This window comes from Ensifer adhaerens (genome assembly GCF_020035535.1).
Taxonomy (GTDB): Bacteria; Pseudomonadota; Alphaproteobacteria; order Rhizobiales; family Rhizobiaceae; genus Ensifer.
On sequence record NZ_CP083350.1, the window covers coordinates 1047315 to 1060691 of the forward strand.

Below are 13377 nucleotides of genomic sequence, written 5' to 3' on the forward strand. Positions count from 1 at the left end.
TCTAGAACGCGGTCGCCTGAAGCAGCGGATCGGCGCCGAACAGGACCTCGTGACCGCCAAGCAGCAGCCACACGGCAATCGCGACGGTGGCAAAGGCGGCGATGATCATCACGGGATCGGCGCGCAATCGGGTTTCGCCCCGGATGATCGCTGCGAAGGGCCAGACTGACGTGCCCTTCGAGGCCGCTTGCCAGTCGTCGCCCAAACGTCGGCGGGCACGCTTTTCGAGCATGAAGAAACCACCGACGGAAAACAGCGCGAAACCGCCGAAAAGCACCAGCGCGCGCAGGTCGCCATTGGGCACGATGTGACCGGCGGCCCAGAGCAGGAAGCCCCAGAGCACCGGGTGGCGGGTGATCGTCACGATGGCACCCGGTCGTTCGTTCCCCTGGTAGATGGATATCGACAGCGCGTTCTCGCTGAAGAGCCCGGCCAGCACGAGAAAGATGCCGAGTGGCGCCAGAACGAAGGTTACCCAGGCCTGCCAGGCCGCCGGTTCCCAGAGCGGCATGAAATCGAGCTGAAGGGCCGCGTGAAAGACGAAACCGAGAGCGAGCACGGACAGAAGCGAATAGACCGCGAAATAGGTCGAGCGGCCGAGCCGGTTAATCAGTCCCTGGCGTAGCGTCGGCCAGGCCGGCACAAGATGGAGCAGCAGGAAGACGGCGAAGGCGAGGAGAAAATAGGTCATATCGGTTGTCTCACGCATGGCGCCAGAGAAGCAGGCGCTCCGTTTCTACATGGCGGCGAACCGTTTCGAAGAAGCCCCGCAACATGTAGCCGATCGCATCCCAGCTGAGCGACGCCCTGTTGTCGAGAACCGCCTTCAGTACACGCACCAGTTCGACGGCTGCCCGATCGTCCTGGTCATGCTCGGCGCGCAGCCGTGCGATCAAGGCGTCGCGGCCGTCGTCCGACCGCTGAATTTCGACCGCTGGAAACAGGATCATTTCCTCCAGCGCGTGCACGCGCCTGAGCTTTTCCGGCAACTCCGTCATGATCACGCGGCAGCTCGTCAGGTCGATGCGGCGCGGGATGGAATCGGCGAGCGTCTCGAGGCGATCACACAGGGACAAAAGCTCGCGGTAAGCCTGCCCCAGCTCGTGATGTTCTGAAAAGTGCTGCTGCATCGATCTGCTCCGTTGAGTGTTGGTTCGAACTACACCCGACGGCAATGATCCTCTTTGACATTTCTCAAAGTTTGCAGATCAGCGATCGAGAAAGAGAACGATGGCGATAGCAACGGAGGAGAGGATCGCCGACAGCGTCGCGCCGCGCTGAAGAACGCCCATGCGATAGAGCACGAGGGCAAAGACGATGATGATGGGGGTGGCGACGGAAAGGCCGATCTGTGCGTCTGTCATCGGAAGGCTCCTTTGTTGTCAGCCAATAGCCCCGCCCCCTGCCGGCTTCTTTGCTCAATCGCAAAGACAGGGTGGGCGCCCGCGCCTAGCTCGAACGATGTTTTTTGAACGGAGGCGCTGACATGGATGCCCGCAGTCATCCGATTGCCGCAACGGCGGAAGAGGACACGACGGACGCCTTGCTGCTCTGGGTGCTCGTCTGGAGCGAACTTGCCGCCTTCGGCATTCTGCTTGTCGGCTTCCTGATTGTGGGCCTTCTCCAGCCGGACGCGTTTGCCGCCGCCCGTTCGCATCTCGATCCGCTGCTTGCCGGCATCAATACGCTAGTTCTCCTGACAAGCGGCTGGCAGGCGGCCTTGGCGACGAGGCCGATGGCATCGCTTAAGCAGCGCAGGCGGGCGCTGGTGAATGCGGCACTTTTCGGCTTCGCCTTCGCGGCGATCAAGCTCTTCGAATATAGTGCCGAGGCTGGCGTCGCCGGCGATCCTAGGTTCGGCTCATTCTTCGAGCTCTATTTTCTCGTCACCGGATTCCATCTGCTGCACGTCGTCTTCGGTGCTTTCGTGCTGCTCATCGTTGCCTGGCGACCGAAACCCGGCAATGTCGAGCTGATCACCACGCTCTGGCACGTGATCGATCTGGTCTGGATCGTGATGTTCCCGCTCGTCTATCTCGTGTGAGAGCCATGACCGATCGCAATCCCAGACAATTGATCAACACCTGGCTTCTGCTTGCCGGAGCCGTGATTTCGGGCATGGCGCTGATGGCGATCGCCGGGCCTGCCACCCTCGTCATCGCCGTGTTGCTCGGGCTCGCCATCGTCAAATGCCGGTTCGTCGCGCTCGATTTCATGGGTCTCCGGCAGGCGCCGTCAACCCTTCGTCTTGGCCTTTTGATCTGGCCCGCAGCACTTGTCCTTATCGCCGCAGCGAAGCTGGTCCTGAGCACTGCTCTCTTCAGCTGAGACGACCCGCGGACTTGTTTGCCGAAACGCAAAGAAGCCGCCGCCGATTTCCCTAGACATGGGTTCGCCCCGATTGTTGCCGGCTGCGCCGCACGGGGAGGGGATCAGATCAGCCGGCCGCACTCTCAGCGGCCAACTGAAATCGAAAGGACCACGTGATGGCAGAACGCCTCACCAAAACCGGGGCCCGTAACGTCTTTTACGGCGGGTCCTTCTTTTTCTTCGCAATCTTTGTCGGGCTAACCGCCCACAGCCACTACTACATGCGGACGACCTCGACGGACGAAACGACGCTCACCGATGCGGTCGCACGCGGCAAACACGTCTGGGAAAAGAACTCCTGTATCAACTGCCACACGTTGCTCGGCGAGGGCGCCTACTTCGCGCCCGAGCTCGGCAATGTGTGGAAGCGCTTCGGCGGCGAGGCCGATCCGGATGGCGCCCGCGAAACGCTTAAAGCCTGGATGGCCGCCCAGCCGACCGGCATCGAGGGACGGCGGCAGATGCCGCAGTTCAACCTGACCGAACAGGAACTCAACGACCTCGCCGACTTCCTCGAATGGACGAGCCGCATCAAGACCCAGAACTGGCCGCCGAACGAGGCAGGTTAAGCGAACCGATTGGAGTGTGACACCATGAAATACCAAACCCAAAAGGTCGCGATGCTCTACTTCTACGGAGCGCTCGGCCTGTTCCTCGCCCAGGTGCTGTTCGGCGTGCTTGCCGGCACCATTTACGTCCTGCCCAACACGCTCTCCGAGCTGCTGCCCTTCAACATCGTGCGCATGGTCCACACCAACGCGCTGATCGTCTGGCTGCTCATGGGCTTCATGGGCGCGACCTACTACCTGCTGCCGGAAGAAGCCGAAACCGAACTCTACAGCACGAAGATCGCCGTCGCGCAGTTCTGGATCTTCCTGATCGCCGCGGCCGTCGCCGTCGTCGGCTATCTCCTGCACATCCACGAGGGGCGCGAATTTCTCGAGCAGCCCTTCGCCATCAAGGTGGGCATCGTCATCGTCGCGCTGATGTTCCTCTACAACATCACGCTGACGGTGCTGAAAGGCCGCAAGACCACCGTCACCAACATCCTGATCTTCGGGCTCTGGGGTGTGGCGATCTTCTTCCTCTTCGCCTTCTACAACCCGATCAACCTGGCGCTCGACAAGATGTACTGGTGGTACGTCGTCCATCTCTGGGTCGAAGGCGTCTGGGAACTGATCATGGCATCGGTGCTCGCCTTCCTGATGATCAAGCTCAACGGTATCGACCGCGAAGTCGTCGAAAAGTGGCTCTATGTCATCGTTGGCCTGGCGCTCTTCTCCGGTATCCTCGGCACGGGCCACCACTACTACTGGATCGGCGCCCCGGGTTACTGGCAGTGGATCGGTTCGCTGTTCTCGACGCTGGAAGTCGCCCCCTTCTTCACCATGGTGGTCTTCACCTTCGTGATGACCTGGAAGGCTGGCCGCAAGCATCCGAACCGCGCAGCTCTCCTCTGGTCGATCGGCTGCTCGGTCATGGCCTTCTTCGGTGCCGGCGTCTGGGGCTTCCTGCACACGCTGTCTTCGGTGAACTACTATACCCACGGCACCCAGGTGACCGCGGCCCACGGACACCTCGCCTTCTTCGGCGCCTATGTGATGCTGAACCTCGCGGTCATGGCCTACGCCATTCCGGAAATCCGCGGCCGTGCGCCCTATAACCAGTGGCTGTCGATGGTGAGCTTCTGGATCATGTGCACCGCCATGTCGGTCATGACCTTCGCGCTCACCTTCGCCGGTGTGCTCCAGGCGCATCTGCAGCGGGTGCTCGGCGAGAGCTACATGGACGTCCAGGACCAGCTGGCGCTGTTCTACTGGATCCGCCTCGGCTCGGGTGCCGTCGTCCTCGTCTCGGCGCTGATGTTCATCTGGGCAGTTCTGATGCCCGGCCGCGAGCGCAGCGAGAAGCTTGCCGGCGTCGTCCAGCCCGCAGAATGAACCATCTGCCGGCGCGACTGCCGCGCCGGCATCTCCCCCAAGAATTCCCAGCATGGAGACTTGCCATGAGCCCTGTCCAATCCGCTGCCAGTCGCGCGGCGCTCGATATCCCCGCCTATAGTCCCTCCGGCAATGAATGCGCGCTGTTCGAAAGCGCCTGGGTGCGGCAGCTGCCGCTGCTCTTGAAGGGACCGACCGGATGCGGCAAGACCCGCTTCGTCAGCCACATGGCGGCGAAGCTCGGTCTGCCGCTTTCGACCGTTTCCTGCCATGACGATCTGGCCGCCGCCGACCTCACCGGACGGTATCTTCTCAAGGGCGGCGACACCGTCTGGGTCGACGGCCCGTTGACCCGGGCCGTGCGCAACGGCGGCGTCTGCTATCTCGACGAGATCGTCGAAGCCCGCAAGGACGTGGCCGTCGTCCTGCATCCGCTGACCGACGACCGCCGCATGCTGCCGCTCGAGCGCACTGGCGAACTGCTCGAAGCACCGTCGAGCTTCATGCTGATCGTTTCCTATAATCCCGGCTACCAGAACCTGCTGAAGAGCCTGAAGCCCAGCACAAGGCAGCGCTTCGTGGCGATCGAGTTCGATTTCCTGCCGCGGAACGAGGAGATATCAGTCGTTTCGCAGGAGAGCGGATTGCTGGAGAGCCAGGTGGCACCGCTCGTCAACCTCGCGCAGCGCCTGCGCGCTCTGAAGGGGCATGACCTCGAAGAAGGCGTGTCGACCCGGCTGCTCGTCTATTGCGCCTCGCTGATCGATGCCGGCATGCCGGTCAAGGATGCAGTGCGGGCCGCGATGATCGAGCCGCTCACCGATGAACCGGATGTGCGTGCCGCACTTCTCGAAGTGGCCGGTTCGCTGATCGCGTGAGGTGAACCATGCTTGATTTCCTCGAGCTCGAAGAAACCGTCGGACGGGCCTGGCACCGTTTCGTCGGCAACACCAGAACCTGGCGGCGTTATCCGGAAGAGGCGGTGAAGCTCGCCGACATGCTGCCGGTACTCGGAGTCTCCTTTCGCGGACATGGCGGCGAGGCGGCGGTGCAGATCGTGCCCGCCCGCGGGCGCACGTCGACCCATCGCTTGCGGTGGCGGCAGCGCATGGGGCTTGGCGAAGAGAAACTCGTCCAGCCGGCGCGCGATCACGCGTCGCTGATGCTGCCGGGCGAGATCGACATCTTTCCGTCGAAAGACCTGAACCGGGACCTCTATCACTGGCTCGTCGCCTATATGGCGACGATGCCGGTCGACCCCGTCAGCGAAACCGATTCGCTCCGTCGTGATCTGGCGCTGGTATCGCGGGCCCAGGAAACGGTCGAGGAAGTCTTCCAGCGGTTTCCCGGCCTTAGGCGGCGCTATCGCCGTCTCGCGGAGGCGACCCTTGCCGAGCGGCAGAGGGCTGGACTGCCCTCGATCGAGCAGCATCTCGAAAACCGCATCTTGCGCCTGTTGCGCAAGGCGACGGGCCAGGCGGACACGACGTTGCCGGTGATCTTTCCACATCGCGCACCGCCCGGCTATCTGCCGATGCTGCCGATGCCGCTCTGGCCGGACACGCTGCTGCGCACCGAAACCACGACCACGCGCGACGAGGATGTTGCCGCAACGCCGGGCACGCAGAGTGCGGGCGCCGAGGTCGAGCGCCATGTGGCGGTGCGCGAAAATCCGGAGAACCGCAAGGGCGAACGCAGCCCCTTCATTCTCAATCGCTTCGAGAAGATCCTGGCCATGGCCGAGATGGTCAATGTCGACCGCCCAGGCGACGACAGCGACGACCACGACAGCAAGGCAGCCGACGAACTCGACGACATGACGCTCGGCGAGCGCAAGGGACGCCCATCGGCACGCTTCCGTTTCGATCTCGACCTGCCGCCGGAAGCCGTCGACCCCACGCCGCTGACGGCCGAGCTCACCTATCCCGAATGGAACTACCGGACCGGGCAGTACCTCAAGGACCACTGCCGCGTGCTGGCGATGCCGGCTTCCGCCCAGGAAGAGCGGACGGAACTCAACGAGGAAAGCAGGAGCCTGATCCGCCGGGTGCGGCGCCAGTTCGAAGTGCTGCGCCCCCGGCACGAGATGCTGCGTGCCCAACTTGACGGCGCCGATCTCGATCTCGACGCGGTCGTGCGCGCCCGCACCGACCTCGCCGCCGGCGGCCAGGGCAGCGATCGCATTCATCTGATGAGCCGGCCGCAGGTGCACGATCTGGCGGTCACGATCCTCGTCGACGTTTCGCTGTCGACCGATTCCTGGTCCGACAACCGGCGGGTACTCGACGTGGAAAAAGAGGCCCTGCTCATCCTTGCGCACGGGCTTTCCGCTTGCGGCGACAACCACTCGATCCTCACCTTCACCTCAAGGCGGCGCGACTGGGTGCGGGTGGAAACGGTCAAGGCCTTCAACGAGGCGATGGGACCTCTGGTCGAGGCGCGCATCGCCGCGCTGAAGCCCGGCTACTACACTCGCATCGGCGCCGCGATCCGGCACGCCTCGGCCGAGCTTCGCCGGCAACCGAACCGCAAGAAGCTGTTGCTGGTGCTGACCGACGGCAAGCCCAACGACATCGACCACTACGAGGGGCGTTTCGCGCTTGAAGACAGCCGCCGGGCGGTCACGGAGGCACGGCGCAGCGGCATCAACACCTTCGCCGTCACCGTCGACCGCGAAGCGAAGTCCTATGTGCCCGCCATGTTCGGCCAGAACGGCTACGCGGTCGTGGGCAACATCTCGCGGCTGCCGGCGGCGCTGCCGGCGATCTACCGCAATCTGGTTGGGTAAGGCGGATCAGCGACCGGGGCGAGGGCTTGGCCCTCTTGGAGGAAACCGACCGAGTTGCTGCCGCAATTGTCTTGCGGCAGTTGCAAGCGCGAAACTGACCGGCACCAGAAAACTGCGCTCGTTCCACTGAACGGCCGTATCGCATCCCGGTGGGCCGGACTCGACTGCGAAACGGATACGTAGCTGCCGGTTCTTCTGATAACGGAATTCGAGGTTCGGCTCGGTGAAGATGCAGTCGATTGTCGACGGCTCTCCTTGTGAGACTTCCTCGAGCCAGTCCGCCAGATGCTCCGCTCCAATGGTTGTGAGACATGGATCGCGAAACGTCCATTTCCTGCCTTTGATGTCGACCCGGCCTTCGACGACCAGCCAGTTCGAATCCCACGCGTCATCCTCAATGTCAGGGAACTGGTACTGCTTTATGACCATCTTCAGGGAAGAGCGTCGACCTTGAAAGGCGACGACCTGCAGCCCATTGGGTTCGTCTGGTTCTCTCATGGGATAGGGCTGATTACGGTCGTGAACACGGCGATCTCGTTGAAGATCGTGTGAGGGTAGACGACGATGTGCGCAGGCAGCAAGTCGCCGATGGCCCGGTTTGGACACCAGGCCATCGGCTCCGCAAAAAGCACTGAGGATCTTCACGCCGCCTTGCTGTGCACCCGCTGCGACTCGTCGATATAGGCATCGAAGGCCGCCGCCACCACGCGGATCACGAAACGGTGCTCGGGGCGGACGGTGATGACGCCATCAGCGATATCGATCACGCTATCCTTTTGCAGCTCGGCCAGTTTTCTATTGCCGTCTACGAACGATTGCCAGTCCCGGCCATGCGCTGCGGCGATTGTGGAAATATCCGCGCTGAAATCGCACATCAGCCGCTCGATGATCGCGGCGCGCAGCCTGTCCTCGTCGGTCAGTCGGTAGCCCTTGGTGGTTGCGAGGCGACCGGAGGCGATGCGGCTCGCATAGACACCGGGCGGCACCTCGTTTTGCACATAACCGTCGCGCGAACGGCCGATCGCCGAGGCACCGAAACCGATCAGGGTCTCGCAGGTGTCGGTCGTGTAGCCCTGGAAATTGCGGCGGAGCTTTCCGGTCGCCTGGGCCGTGACCAGATCGTCGTCAGGCAAGGCAAAATGGTCGAGGCCGATCTGCCGGTAGCCGGCTTTGACCAGCGCCTCGCTGATCGCCATCGCCTGTTCGGCGCGCGCCGCACTGTCGGGCAGCGCCGTCTCCTCGATCATACGCTGGTGCTTCTTGAAGCTCGGCACGTGGGCGTAACCGAAAACCGCGAACCGTTCCGGCCGCATCGCCACGGCCGCTTCGACCGTCTCGACGCAGGAGCGCACCGTCTGATGCGGCAGGCCGTAGATCAGGTCGAAATTGATCCCGCCTATGCCGGCGCCGCGCAGGTGGTCGACGGCTTCGGCCGTCTGCTTCTCGCTCTGGATGCGGTTGATTGCCTTCTGCACGACGGGATCGAAGCTCTGCACGCCGAGGCTCGCGCGCCGGACGCCGCCTTCGCCGAGTGCCTCGGCCATGGCGAGCGTCAGCCGGCGCGGATCGATCTCGACGGCGACATTGGCCGATGGTGACAGCGCGAAGCGGTCGCGCATCAACGCCATCAACGCCAGGAATTCACGCGGCTCGATGATTGTCGGCGTGCCGCCGCCAAAGTGTACTTCTGCAACCGGCAGCCGCCGGCCAATAGTGTCGGCGACCGTGCGGATCTCGTCTCGGAGCACCTCAAGATAGTCGAGGATCGGATCGTCCTTTTTGGTGATCGTCGTATGGCAGCCGCAGTACCAGCACATGGAACGACAGAAGGGGATGTGCAGGTAGAGCGACACGTCCTGCCCCTCGGGGATCGCCCTCAGCCAGTCGCCATAGGTGTGATCGTCGACATCAGCGGCAAAGCGCGGCGCGGTCGGATAACTCGTGTAGCGCGGCAGGCGCATTTCACCGTATTTCAGGAGCGCGGAAGCTTGCATTTCGTCCTCATCTGGGTGGCGATGGATGCAGCTTTTCTAGGCCGTGCGGGGCGGCAGCTCTTTGCGAAAAGTCAAGGACGGGCATGGTCTCGGCCAAAGCGGGATTTGTTTGCGCTTCGACAAAATGTCGCGGCTGCGTGGTCGCTAGGTTGCGGAAATCCGGGGCGTGTGCGCCGGCGTTTCCCGGACCATCATCAAACGACGGCGCTCAGAAGCGGATGACCATGACCATTGCAGAGACCGACAAGCCCTTCATCGATGTGCGGACGATTCCACCGGTGGAACGCCATCCGAAAATCTTCGGCATGCTGAATGCGCTTGCCGAGGGCGGCGCCTTCATCATCATCAACGACCACGATCCGCGTCCGCTGCACTACCAGCTGGAAACCCGCTATCCGGGCGAATTCACCTGGGAATACCTCGAGCAGGGACCGGATGTCTGGCGTGTCGAGATCGGCCGGCAGCAATCCTCCGGCTGCGATTGCTGCTGCGGCGGGCACTGAGCCCTCGATGCGCCTCAAGAGCGGGATGGGGAAAGGCATTCGCCGTTTTCCGCTCACATCCCGCTCTCACTTATGAGAACCGATCACGTTCATGGCCTTGGTCGACTCGACCAAATCCATCGTGATCCAGGGATGGACCGCCATGTTCGCAGCCTCGCTTTCCCGCTGGACGATGTCCTACTTCGCGGCCGCGTTGATCTTCCTCGTTCTTGGAGAGATCATGATGGTTTTCGGCTACGGCCACCCGGTCTCAGCCCTTGAGGCGCCCGAAACGCTGGCGCTTGTCCATGTCGTCGTGCTGGGCTGGCTGAGCCTGCTGATGGCCGGCGCGTTGCTGCAGTTCGTGCCGGTTCTCGTCGGCCAGGCATTATCCTTCCCGAGCGTCGCGCTGCCGGCGCTCCTGTTCCTCATTGCAGGCAACGCGAGCCTGACGCTCGGCTTCGTCAGCCTTTCCGGAGCGATCGATCTTCCGGTGATGCTGCTTCCTTTGGGAGCTGCTTTTTCTATCGTCGGCTTTTCGGTGCTGGGTTTTGCCTTTGCAGCCACGCTCTGGCATGCGCGCCCGCTGCCACTACCGGCCCGGTTCGTCGCAGTTGGTCTTGCGGCACTCTTCGGCACGATGCTGCTCGGCGGCACCTATGCCGGCGTACTCTCGGGTTTGATCGATGCGGAAGGCGCGATCGATCTGACGATCGACGGGCTGTCGCTTCATGCTTCCCTCGGCCTCGGCGGCTGGTTGAGCTTCACCACCATGGGTGTCAGCTACCGGCTTTTGACCATGTTCATGCTGTCGCCGGACAAGGAGCGGACAAGCAGCCGCGTGGTGTTCGTGCTTGGTGCCCTTTGCCTCGGTCTTCTGGCGGCGGCGGTGCTCCTCATACTGGTGGGCACTTTCGGCCGTGCGCCGCTTCTCGCCCTTGCCGTCGCTTCCGGCGCCGCCATGGTGGCGATCTATGCCGGCGATATCCTGCGCATCTATCGGGAGCGCCGGCGCAAGGTGATCGAGCTCAACAGCCGCGCCAGCATCGGCGCCTTCGTGTCGCTGATCGCTGCGACTGTGCTCTTCATCGCGCTGCTGGCTGCCGGCCGTCTCGACACCGGTTCCGGCGCCGTCATCTATCTCGTAACGTTCGGCTGGCTGACCGGCATGGGTCTCGCCCAGCTTTACAAGATCGTGCCGTTCATGACCTGGCTCGAATGCTACGGGCCGGCGCTTGGGCGCATGCCGACCCCCAGGGTCCAGGATCTCGTTACCGAAGCCTCGGCTCTTCGCTGGTTTCGGCTCTATTATCTGACGGTCGCGCTCGGTACTCTGGCGTTGCTGATCGGCAGTGCCATCCTTTTTCGTTTTGCGAGTTTCGGCCAATTGATTGCCGTCAATGCGCTCGTCCTCGAGTTCGTGCGAACACGGCGACTGATCAACGTTCCGGCCGAACTTCGATTGCCTGACGGACTCGTTCGACCAGGCCTGTTTCTACCACCCATTCCTCACGGAGGTTCCCATGAGCCAAGATCCCTATGAACTCGACGTCCGGCCGCTGTTGCGCGGTGGCAGCGATCCGTTCCAGGCCATCATGAACGCTGTCGACAGCTTGGCGCCGGGCCAGGCGCTGAAGCTGATCGCGACCTTCCGGCCCGTTCCGCTCTACAGCGTGATGGCCGGACGCGGCTTCAGCCATCAGGACCGCCCGCTCGACAACGGCGACTGGGAGGTTCTGTTCACGCCAGAAGGAGAGGTTGACGAGATCCGCCTTTCGGCCGGCGAAACGGATCTGGACACCTGGCCCGACCCGAGCCGCCAGCTCGACCTGACGGAGCTCGATCCGCCCGAGCCGATGGTGCGCATTCTGGCGACAGCCGAGAAGATGGCGGAGGGCGAAGTGCTGTTCGCCTTGCTCGCGCGCGAACCGCTGTTCCTTTATCCGGAGCTCGCAAAGCGCGGGCACAAATGGGCCGGCAATTTCGATGCGACCGGCGAGACCTACCGGATCCTCATTCGTATCGGCGGGAGGCGTTCCCATGTCGGAGCTTGAAACCCTGGACCTCGAGGCGAGGATCCGCGATGCGCTGCGCATCATCATCGACCCGGAAATGGGCAAGAACGTCGTCGATCTCGGCCTGATCTACGACATCGACGTTCAGGAGGGTGGCATCGCCCGGGTCACCATGACGACGACGATCAAAGGCTGCCCGGCGACGGCCTTCCTTAAGGAAGCGGTGCAGAACTGCGTCTGGTATGTACCGGGCGTCGAATACGCAGAAGTGCGCCTGACTTACGAGCCGCCCTGGACGCCCGAGATGATGGCCGACAGCGCGGTCGAATTCGCGCACGGCAGCATCTTCTGAGACTGGTGTTGTTTAAAAAAAGGCGCCGCATCAGCGGCGCCTTTTGCATTGGGGATCGAACGTGCGGTCAGGCTGAGGCGCGGGGCGAGCGGCGATCGCACACGAGCATCGGTCCGTATTCGAGCGTGAACAGCGCGAAGGCGGCGATCCACAACACGCCCGACAGCGCGATCAGGTGGTGGTAGTGCACGGGCAGTACGTCTGCCAGCGGCCGAATCAGCGCCGCGGCCATGATCGCAACGTAGGAGGCGCTGGTGATTGCCGATCCCACCAACGGTCGTCCGGTGTGGCCGCGACTGGCACGGGTCATGACGGCGAGCATCATCGATGCGATCACGCCGACGGTCAGCACGTGCATGACCGGGTATTCGCCCAAGAGCTCGATCGCACCGGCTGATATCGCCAGGAAGCCGAGCGGCACGAAGGCGTAGGCCGCGTGCAGCACGAAGAGCAGCTTCTCCGGCCAGGTCGCCAAGCCGCGCCAGCGGAACAGCCGCACCGTGTGGAAGGCGCAGGCGGTAAGCGCGATCGCCCCCGTGACGATGTGATCCGGTGCGAAGGTCCAGGCGGCAAGGGCCGCGACACCGATCAGGATCGCTGCCGTGTCGAAGCGGTTATAGGGCACGGGGAAATTGGTGCGCCCCACCTTGTTCAGCCAGTTGCGCGTGAAACTCGGCACGATGCGTCCACCGACGATCATGATCAGCATGGTGTAGGCGGCGATCGCCAGCCGCGCTGCTGCATCCTCGTCGAGGTCCCGGAGCACTGAAAGGTGGAACCAGATGTTGGCCGCAGACAGGAGCACCAGCCCGCCGATGACTTTCAGGTCCTTCCATTTCCGGCCGACGATCACCTCGCGCGCGCAGATCAGCAGGAGCACCGGCAGGAACAGCGCTTCGATGCCGGCAGCGACAGGCAGGCCGATGACGCCGCTCGACAGCAGCGCGAGCCGGCCGACAACCCAGAGCCCGAGGAGCGCGGCGAGCGGACCGCCGGAGACCGGCAGCCTTCCCGTCCAGTTCGGGATCGCCGTCAAAAGGAAGCCGCCGAGCACGGCGGATGAGAAGCCGAACAACATCTCATGCGCGTGCCAATGGGCAGCGCCGTAGTCGCCGGCAACGTCCAGGCCGATAGTAAGCGCAGAGATCCACAGCACCATGGCGGCGATCGCCCAGAGCGCGGCGCCGAGAAAGAACGGTCGGAAGCCGTAGGAAAAGAGCACAGGGCCGGTGGTCGAGAGCCCGCGCGGAATACCGCCGCTCGGTTTCGGTCTTATCAATCTGTCCAACATGATCGTGGTCCTCGTCGTGCGTGCTTGCGGACTTGCGGATGAGGCTTGATCTATCAATGGCTTCGCAGGGGCTCTTTGCGAAAACGCAAGTATCGCTGCCCCGCTCCGCCGCGTGTGTTCATGCGGCGTGAAAGAAAAGCGATCT

General features: G+C 63.0%; 16 protein-coding genes. 10 read left to right on the plus strand and 6 right to left on the minus strand.

Annotated elements, in window-relative coordinates; all coding sequences use genetic code 11:
- Position 1: 1 nt before the first annotated feature.
- The 3 genes from LAC81_RS25200 to LAC81_RS25210 form a co-directional block, all read right to left on the minus strand.
- A complete protein-coding gene (locus tag LAC81_RS25200; protein WP_223729874.1) occupies positions 2-691 on the minus strand; it encodes an NnrU family protein in 690 nt (229 codons plus the stop codon).
- A 10-nt stretch (positions 692-701) separates the two neighbouring features.
- Positions 702-1130, minus strand: a complete 429-nt coding sequence (locus LAC81_RS25205) for a hemerythrin domain-containing protein (RefSeq protein ID WP_223729875.1) — start codon at positions 1128-1130, stop codon at positions 702-704.
- Positions 1131-1208: 78 nt separating this feature from the next.
- The gene (locus tag LAC81_RS25210) at positions 1209-1364 is read right to left on the minus strand and encodes a hypothetical protein (RefSeq protein WP_089044838.1); all 156 of its coding nucleotides are present in this window, start codon (positions 1362-1364) and stop codon (positions 1209-1211) included.
- A 122-nt stretch (positions 1365-1486) separates the two neighbouring features.
- Here LAC81_RS25210 and LAC81_RS25215 point away from each other — a divergent pair, with 122 nt between their 5' ends.
- The 6 genes from LAC81_RS25215 (at position 1487) to LAC81_RS25240 (ending at position 7098) form a co-directional block, all read left to right on the plus strand.
- Positions 1487-2044 (plus strand): cytochrome c oxidase subunit 3, encoded by a 558-nt coding sequence (locus tag LAC81_RS25215; RefSeq protein ID WP_223729876.1) that lies wholly within the window; start codon positions 1487-1489, stop codon positions 2042-2044.
- A gap of 5 nt (positions 2045-2049) precedes the next feature.
- The gene (locus LAC81_RS25220; RefSeq protein ID WP_223729877.1) at positions 2050-2328 is read left to right on the plus strand and encodes a cytochrome C oxidase subunit IV family protein; all 279 of its coding nucleotides are present in this window, start codon (positions 2050-2052) and stop codon (positions 2326-2328) included.
- Between the two features lie 158 nt (positions 2329-2486).
- Entirely contained in the window at positions 2487-2939 is a 453-nt protein-coding gene (locus tag LAC81_RS25225; RefSeq protein ID WP_113538313.1) for a c-type cytochrome, read from the plus strand.
- 24 nt (positions 2940-2963) lie between these two features.
- Positions 2964-4310, plus strand: coding sequence for a nitric-oxide reductase large subunit (locus LAC81_RS25230; protein WP_223729878.1), 1347 nt, complete (start codon positions 2964-2966; stop codon positions 4308-4310).
- 65 nt (positions 4311-4375) lie between these two features.
- Entirely contained in the window at positions 4376-5188 is an 813-nt protein-coding gene (locus LAC81_RS25235) for a CbbQ/NirQ/NorQ/GpvN family protein (protein WP_065373341.1), read from the plus strand.
- 8 nt (positions 5189-5196) lie between these two features.
- The gene (locus tag LAC81_RS25240; protein ID WP_223729879.1) at positions 5197-7098 is read left to right on the plus strand and encodes a nitric oxide reductase activation protein NorD; all 1902 of its coding nucleotides are present in this window, start codon (positions 5197-5199) and stop codon (positions 7096-7098) included.
- A gap of 6 nt (positions 7099-7104) precedes the next feature.
- On the opposite strand, the gene LAC81_RS25245 is transcribed toward LAC81_RS25240, so the two are convergent.
- Positions 7105-7743 (minus strand): hypothetical protein, encoded by a 639-nt coding sequence (locus LAC81_RS25245; protein WP_223729880.1) that lies wholly within the window; start codon positions 7741-7743, stop codon positions 7105-7107.
- The gene (gene hemN / locus LAC81_RS25250; RefSeq protein WP_223729881.1) at positions 7740-9092 is read right to left on the minus strand and encodes an oxygen-independent coproporphyrinogen III oxidase; all 1353 of its coding nucleotides are present in this window, start codon (positions 9090-9092) and stop codon (positions 7740-7742) included. The genes LAC81_RS25245 and hemN overlap by 4 nt, the downstream gene beginning before the upstream one ends.
- Before the next feature lie 224 nt (positions 9093-9316).
- Here hemN and LAC81_RS25255 point away from each other — a divergent pair, with 224 nt between their 5' ends.
- The 4 genes from LAC81_RS25255 to LAC81_RS25270 all read left to right on the plus strand — a co-directional run bounded on the left by LAC81_RS25255 (position 9317) and on the right by LAC81_RS25270 (position 11941).
- Positions 9317-9595: a DUF2249 domain-containing protein gene (locus LAC81_RS25255; protein ID WP_223729882.1), complete on the plus strand. Its 279-nt coding sequence runs from the start codon at positions 9317-9319 to the stop codon at positions 9593-9595.
- A gap of 142 nt (positions 9596-9737) precedes the next feature.
- Entirely contained in the window at positions 9738-11117 is a 1380-nt protein-coding gene (locus LAC81_RS25260; RefSeq protein WP_223730318.1) for a hypothetical protein, read from the plus strand.
- On the plus strand, positions 11098-11628 hold the full coding sequence (locus LAC81_RS25265) for a DUF2249 domain-containing protein (protein WP_223729883.1): 531 nt from the start codon (positions 11098-11100) through the stop codon (positions 11626-11628). The genes LAC81_RS25260 and LAC81_RS25265 overlap by 20 nt, the downstream gene beginning before the upstream one ends.
- A complete protein-coding gene (locus LAC81_RS25270) occupies positions 11615-11941 on the plus strand; it encodes a metal-sulfur cluster assembly factor (RefSeq protein WP_113538321.1) in 327 nt (108 codons plus the stop codon). Before LAC81_RS25265 ends, LAC81_RS25270 begins: the two co-directional genes overlap by 14 nt.
- Before the next feature lie 67 nt (positions 11942-12008).
- Here the strand turns inward: LAC81_RS25270 and LAC81_RS25275 are convergent, their stop codons facing one another.
- Complete coding sequence (locus LAC81_RS25275; RefSeq protein WP_223729884.1) at positions 12009-13232, minus strand: NnrS family protein; 1224 nt, start codon at positions 13230-13232, stop codon at positions 12009-12011.
- Positions 13233-13377 lie beyond the last annotated feature (145 nt).

Excerpts from the sequence above, each read along its gene's own strand:
- LAC81_RS25240 (WP_223729879.1), top strand. The coding sequence starts at position 5,197 with ATGCTTGATTTCCTCGAGCTCGAAGAAACCGTCGGACGGGCCTGGCAC.
- LAC81_RS25275 (WP_223729884.1), bottom strand. The coding sequence starts at position 13,232 with ATGTTGGACAGATTGATAAGACCGAAACCGAGCGGCGGTATTCCGCGC.
- LAC81_RS25270 (WP_113538321.1), top strand. The coding sequence starts at position 11,615 with ATGTCGGAGCTTGAAACCCTGGACCTCGAGGCGAGGATCCGCGATGCG.
- LAC81_RS25215 (WP_223729876.1), top strand. The coding sequence starts at position 1,487 with ATGGATGCCCGCAGTCATCCGATTGCCGCAACGGCGGAAGAGGACACG.
- LAC81_RS25205 (WP_223729875.1), bottom strand. The coding sequence starts at position 1,130 with ATGCAGCAGCACTTTTCAGAACATCACGAGCTGGGGCAGGCTTACCGC.
- hemN (WP_223729881.1), bottom strand. The coding sequence starts at position 9,092 with ATGCAAGCTTCCGCGCTCCTGAAATACGGTGAAATGCGCCTGCCGCGC.
- LAC81_RS25265 (WP_223729883.1), top strand. The coding sequence starts at position 11,098 with ATGAGCCAAGATCCCTATGAACTCGACGTCCGGCCGCTGTTGCGCGGT.
- LAC81_RS25210 (WP_089044838.1), bottom strand. The coding sequence starts at position 1,364 with ATGACAGACGCACAGATCGGCCTTTCCGTCGCCACCCCCATCATCATC.
- LAC81_RS25225 (WP_113538313.1), top strand. The coding sequence starts at position 2,487 with ATGGCAGAACGCCTCACCAAAACCGGGGCCCGTAACGTCTTTTACGGC.
- LAC81_RS25255 (WP_223729882.1), top strand. The coding sequence starts at position 9,317 with ATGACCATTGCAGAGACCGACAAGCCCTTCATCGATGTGCGGACGATT.
- LAC81_RS25235 (WP_065373341.1), top strand. The coding sequence starts at position 4,376 with ATGAGCCCTGTCCAATCCGCTGCCAGTCGCGCGGCGCTCGATATCCCC.
- LAC81_RS25220 (WP_223729877.1), top strand. The coding sequence starts at position 2,050 with ATGACCGATCGCAATCCCAGACAATTGATCAACACCTGGCTTCTGCTT.
- LAC81_RS25260 (WP_223730318.1), top strand. The coding sequence starts at position 9,738 with ATGTTCGCAGCCTCGCTTTCCCGCTGGACGATGTCCTACTTCGCGGCC.
- LAC81_RS25230 (WP_223729878.1), top strand. The coding sequence starts at position 2,964 with ATGAAATACCAAACCCAAAAGGTCGCGATGCTCTACTTCTACGGAGCG.
- LAC81_RS25200 (WP_223729874.1), bottom strand. The coding sequence starts at position 691 with ATGACCTATTTTCTCCTCGCCTTCGCCGTCTTCCTGCTGCTCCATCTT.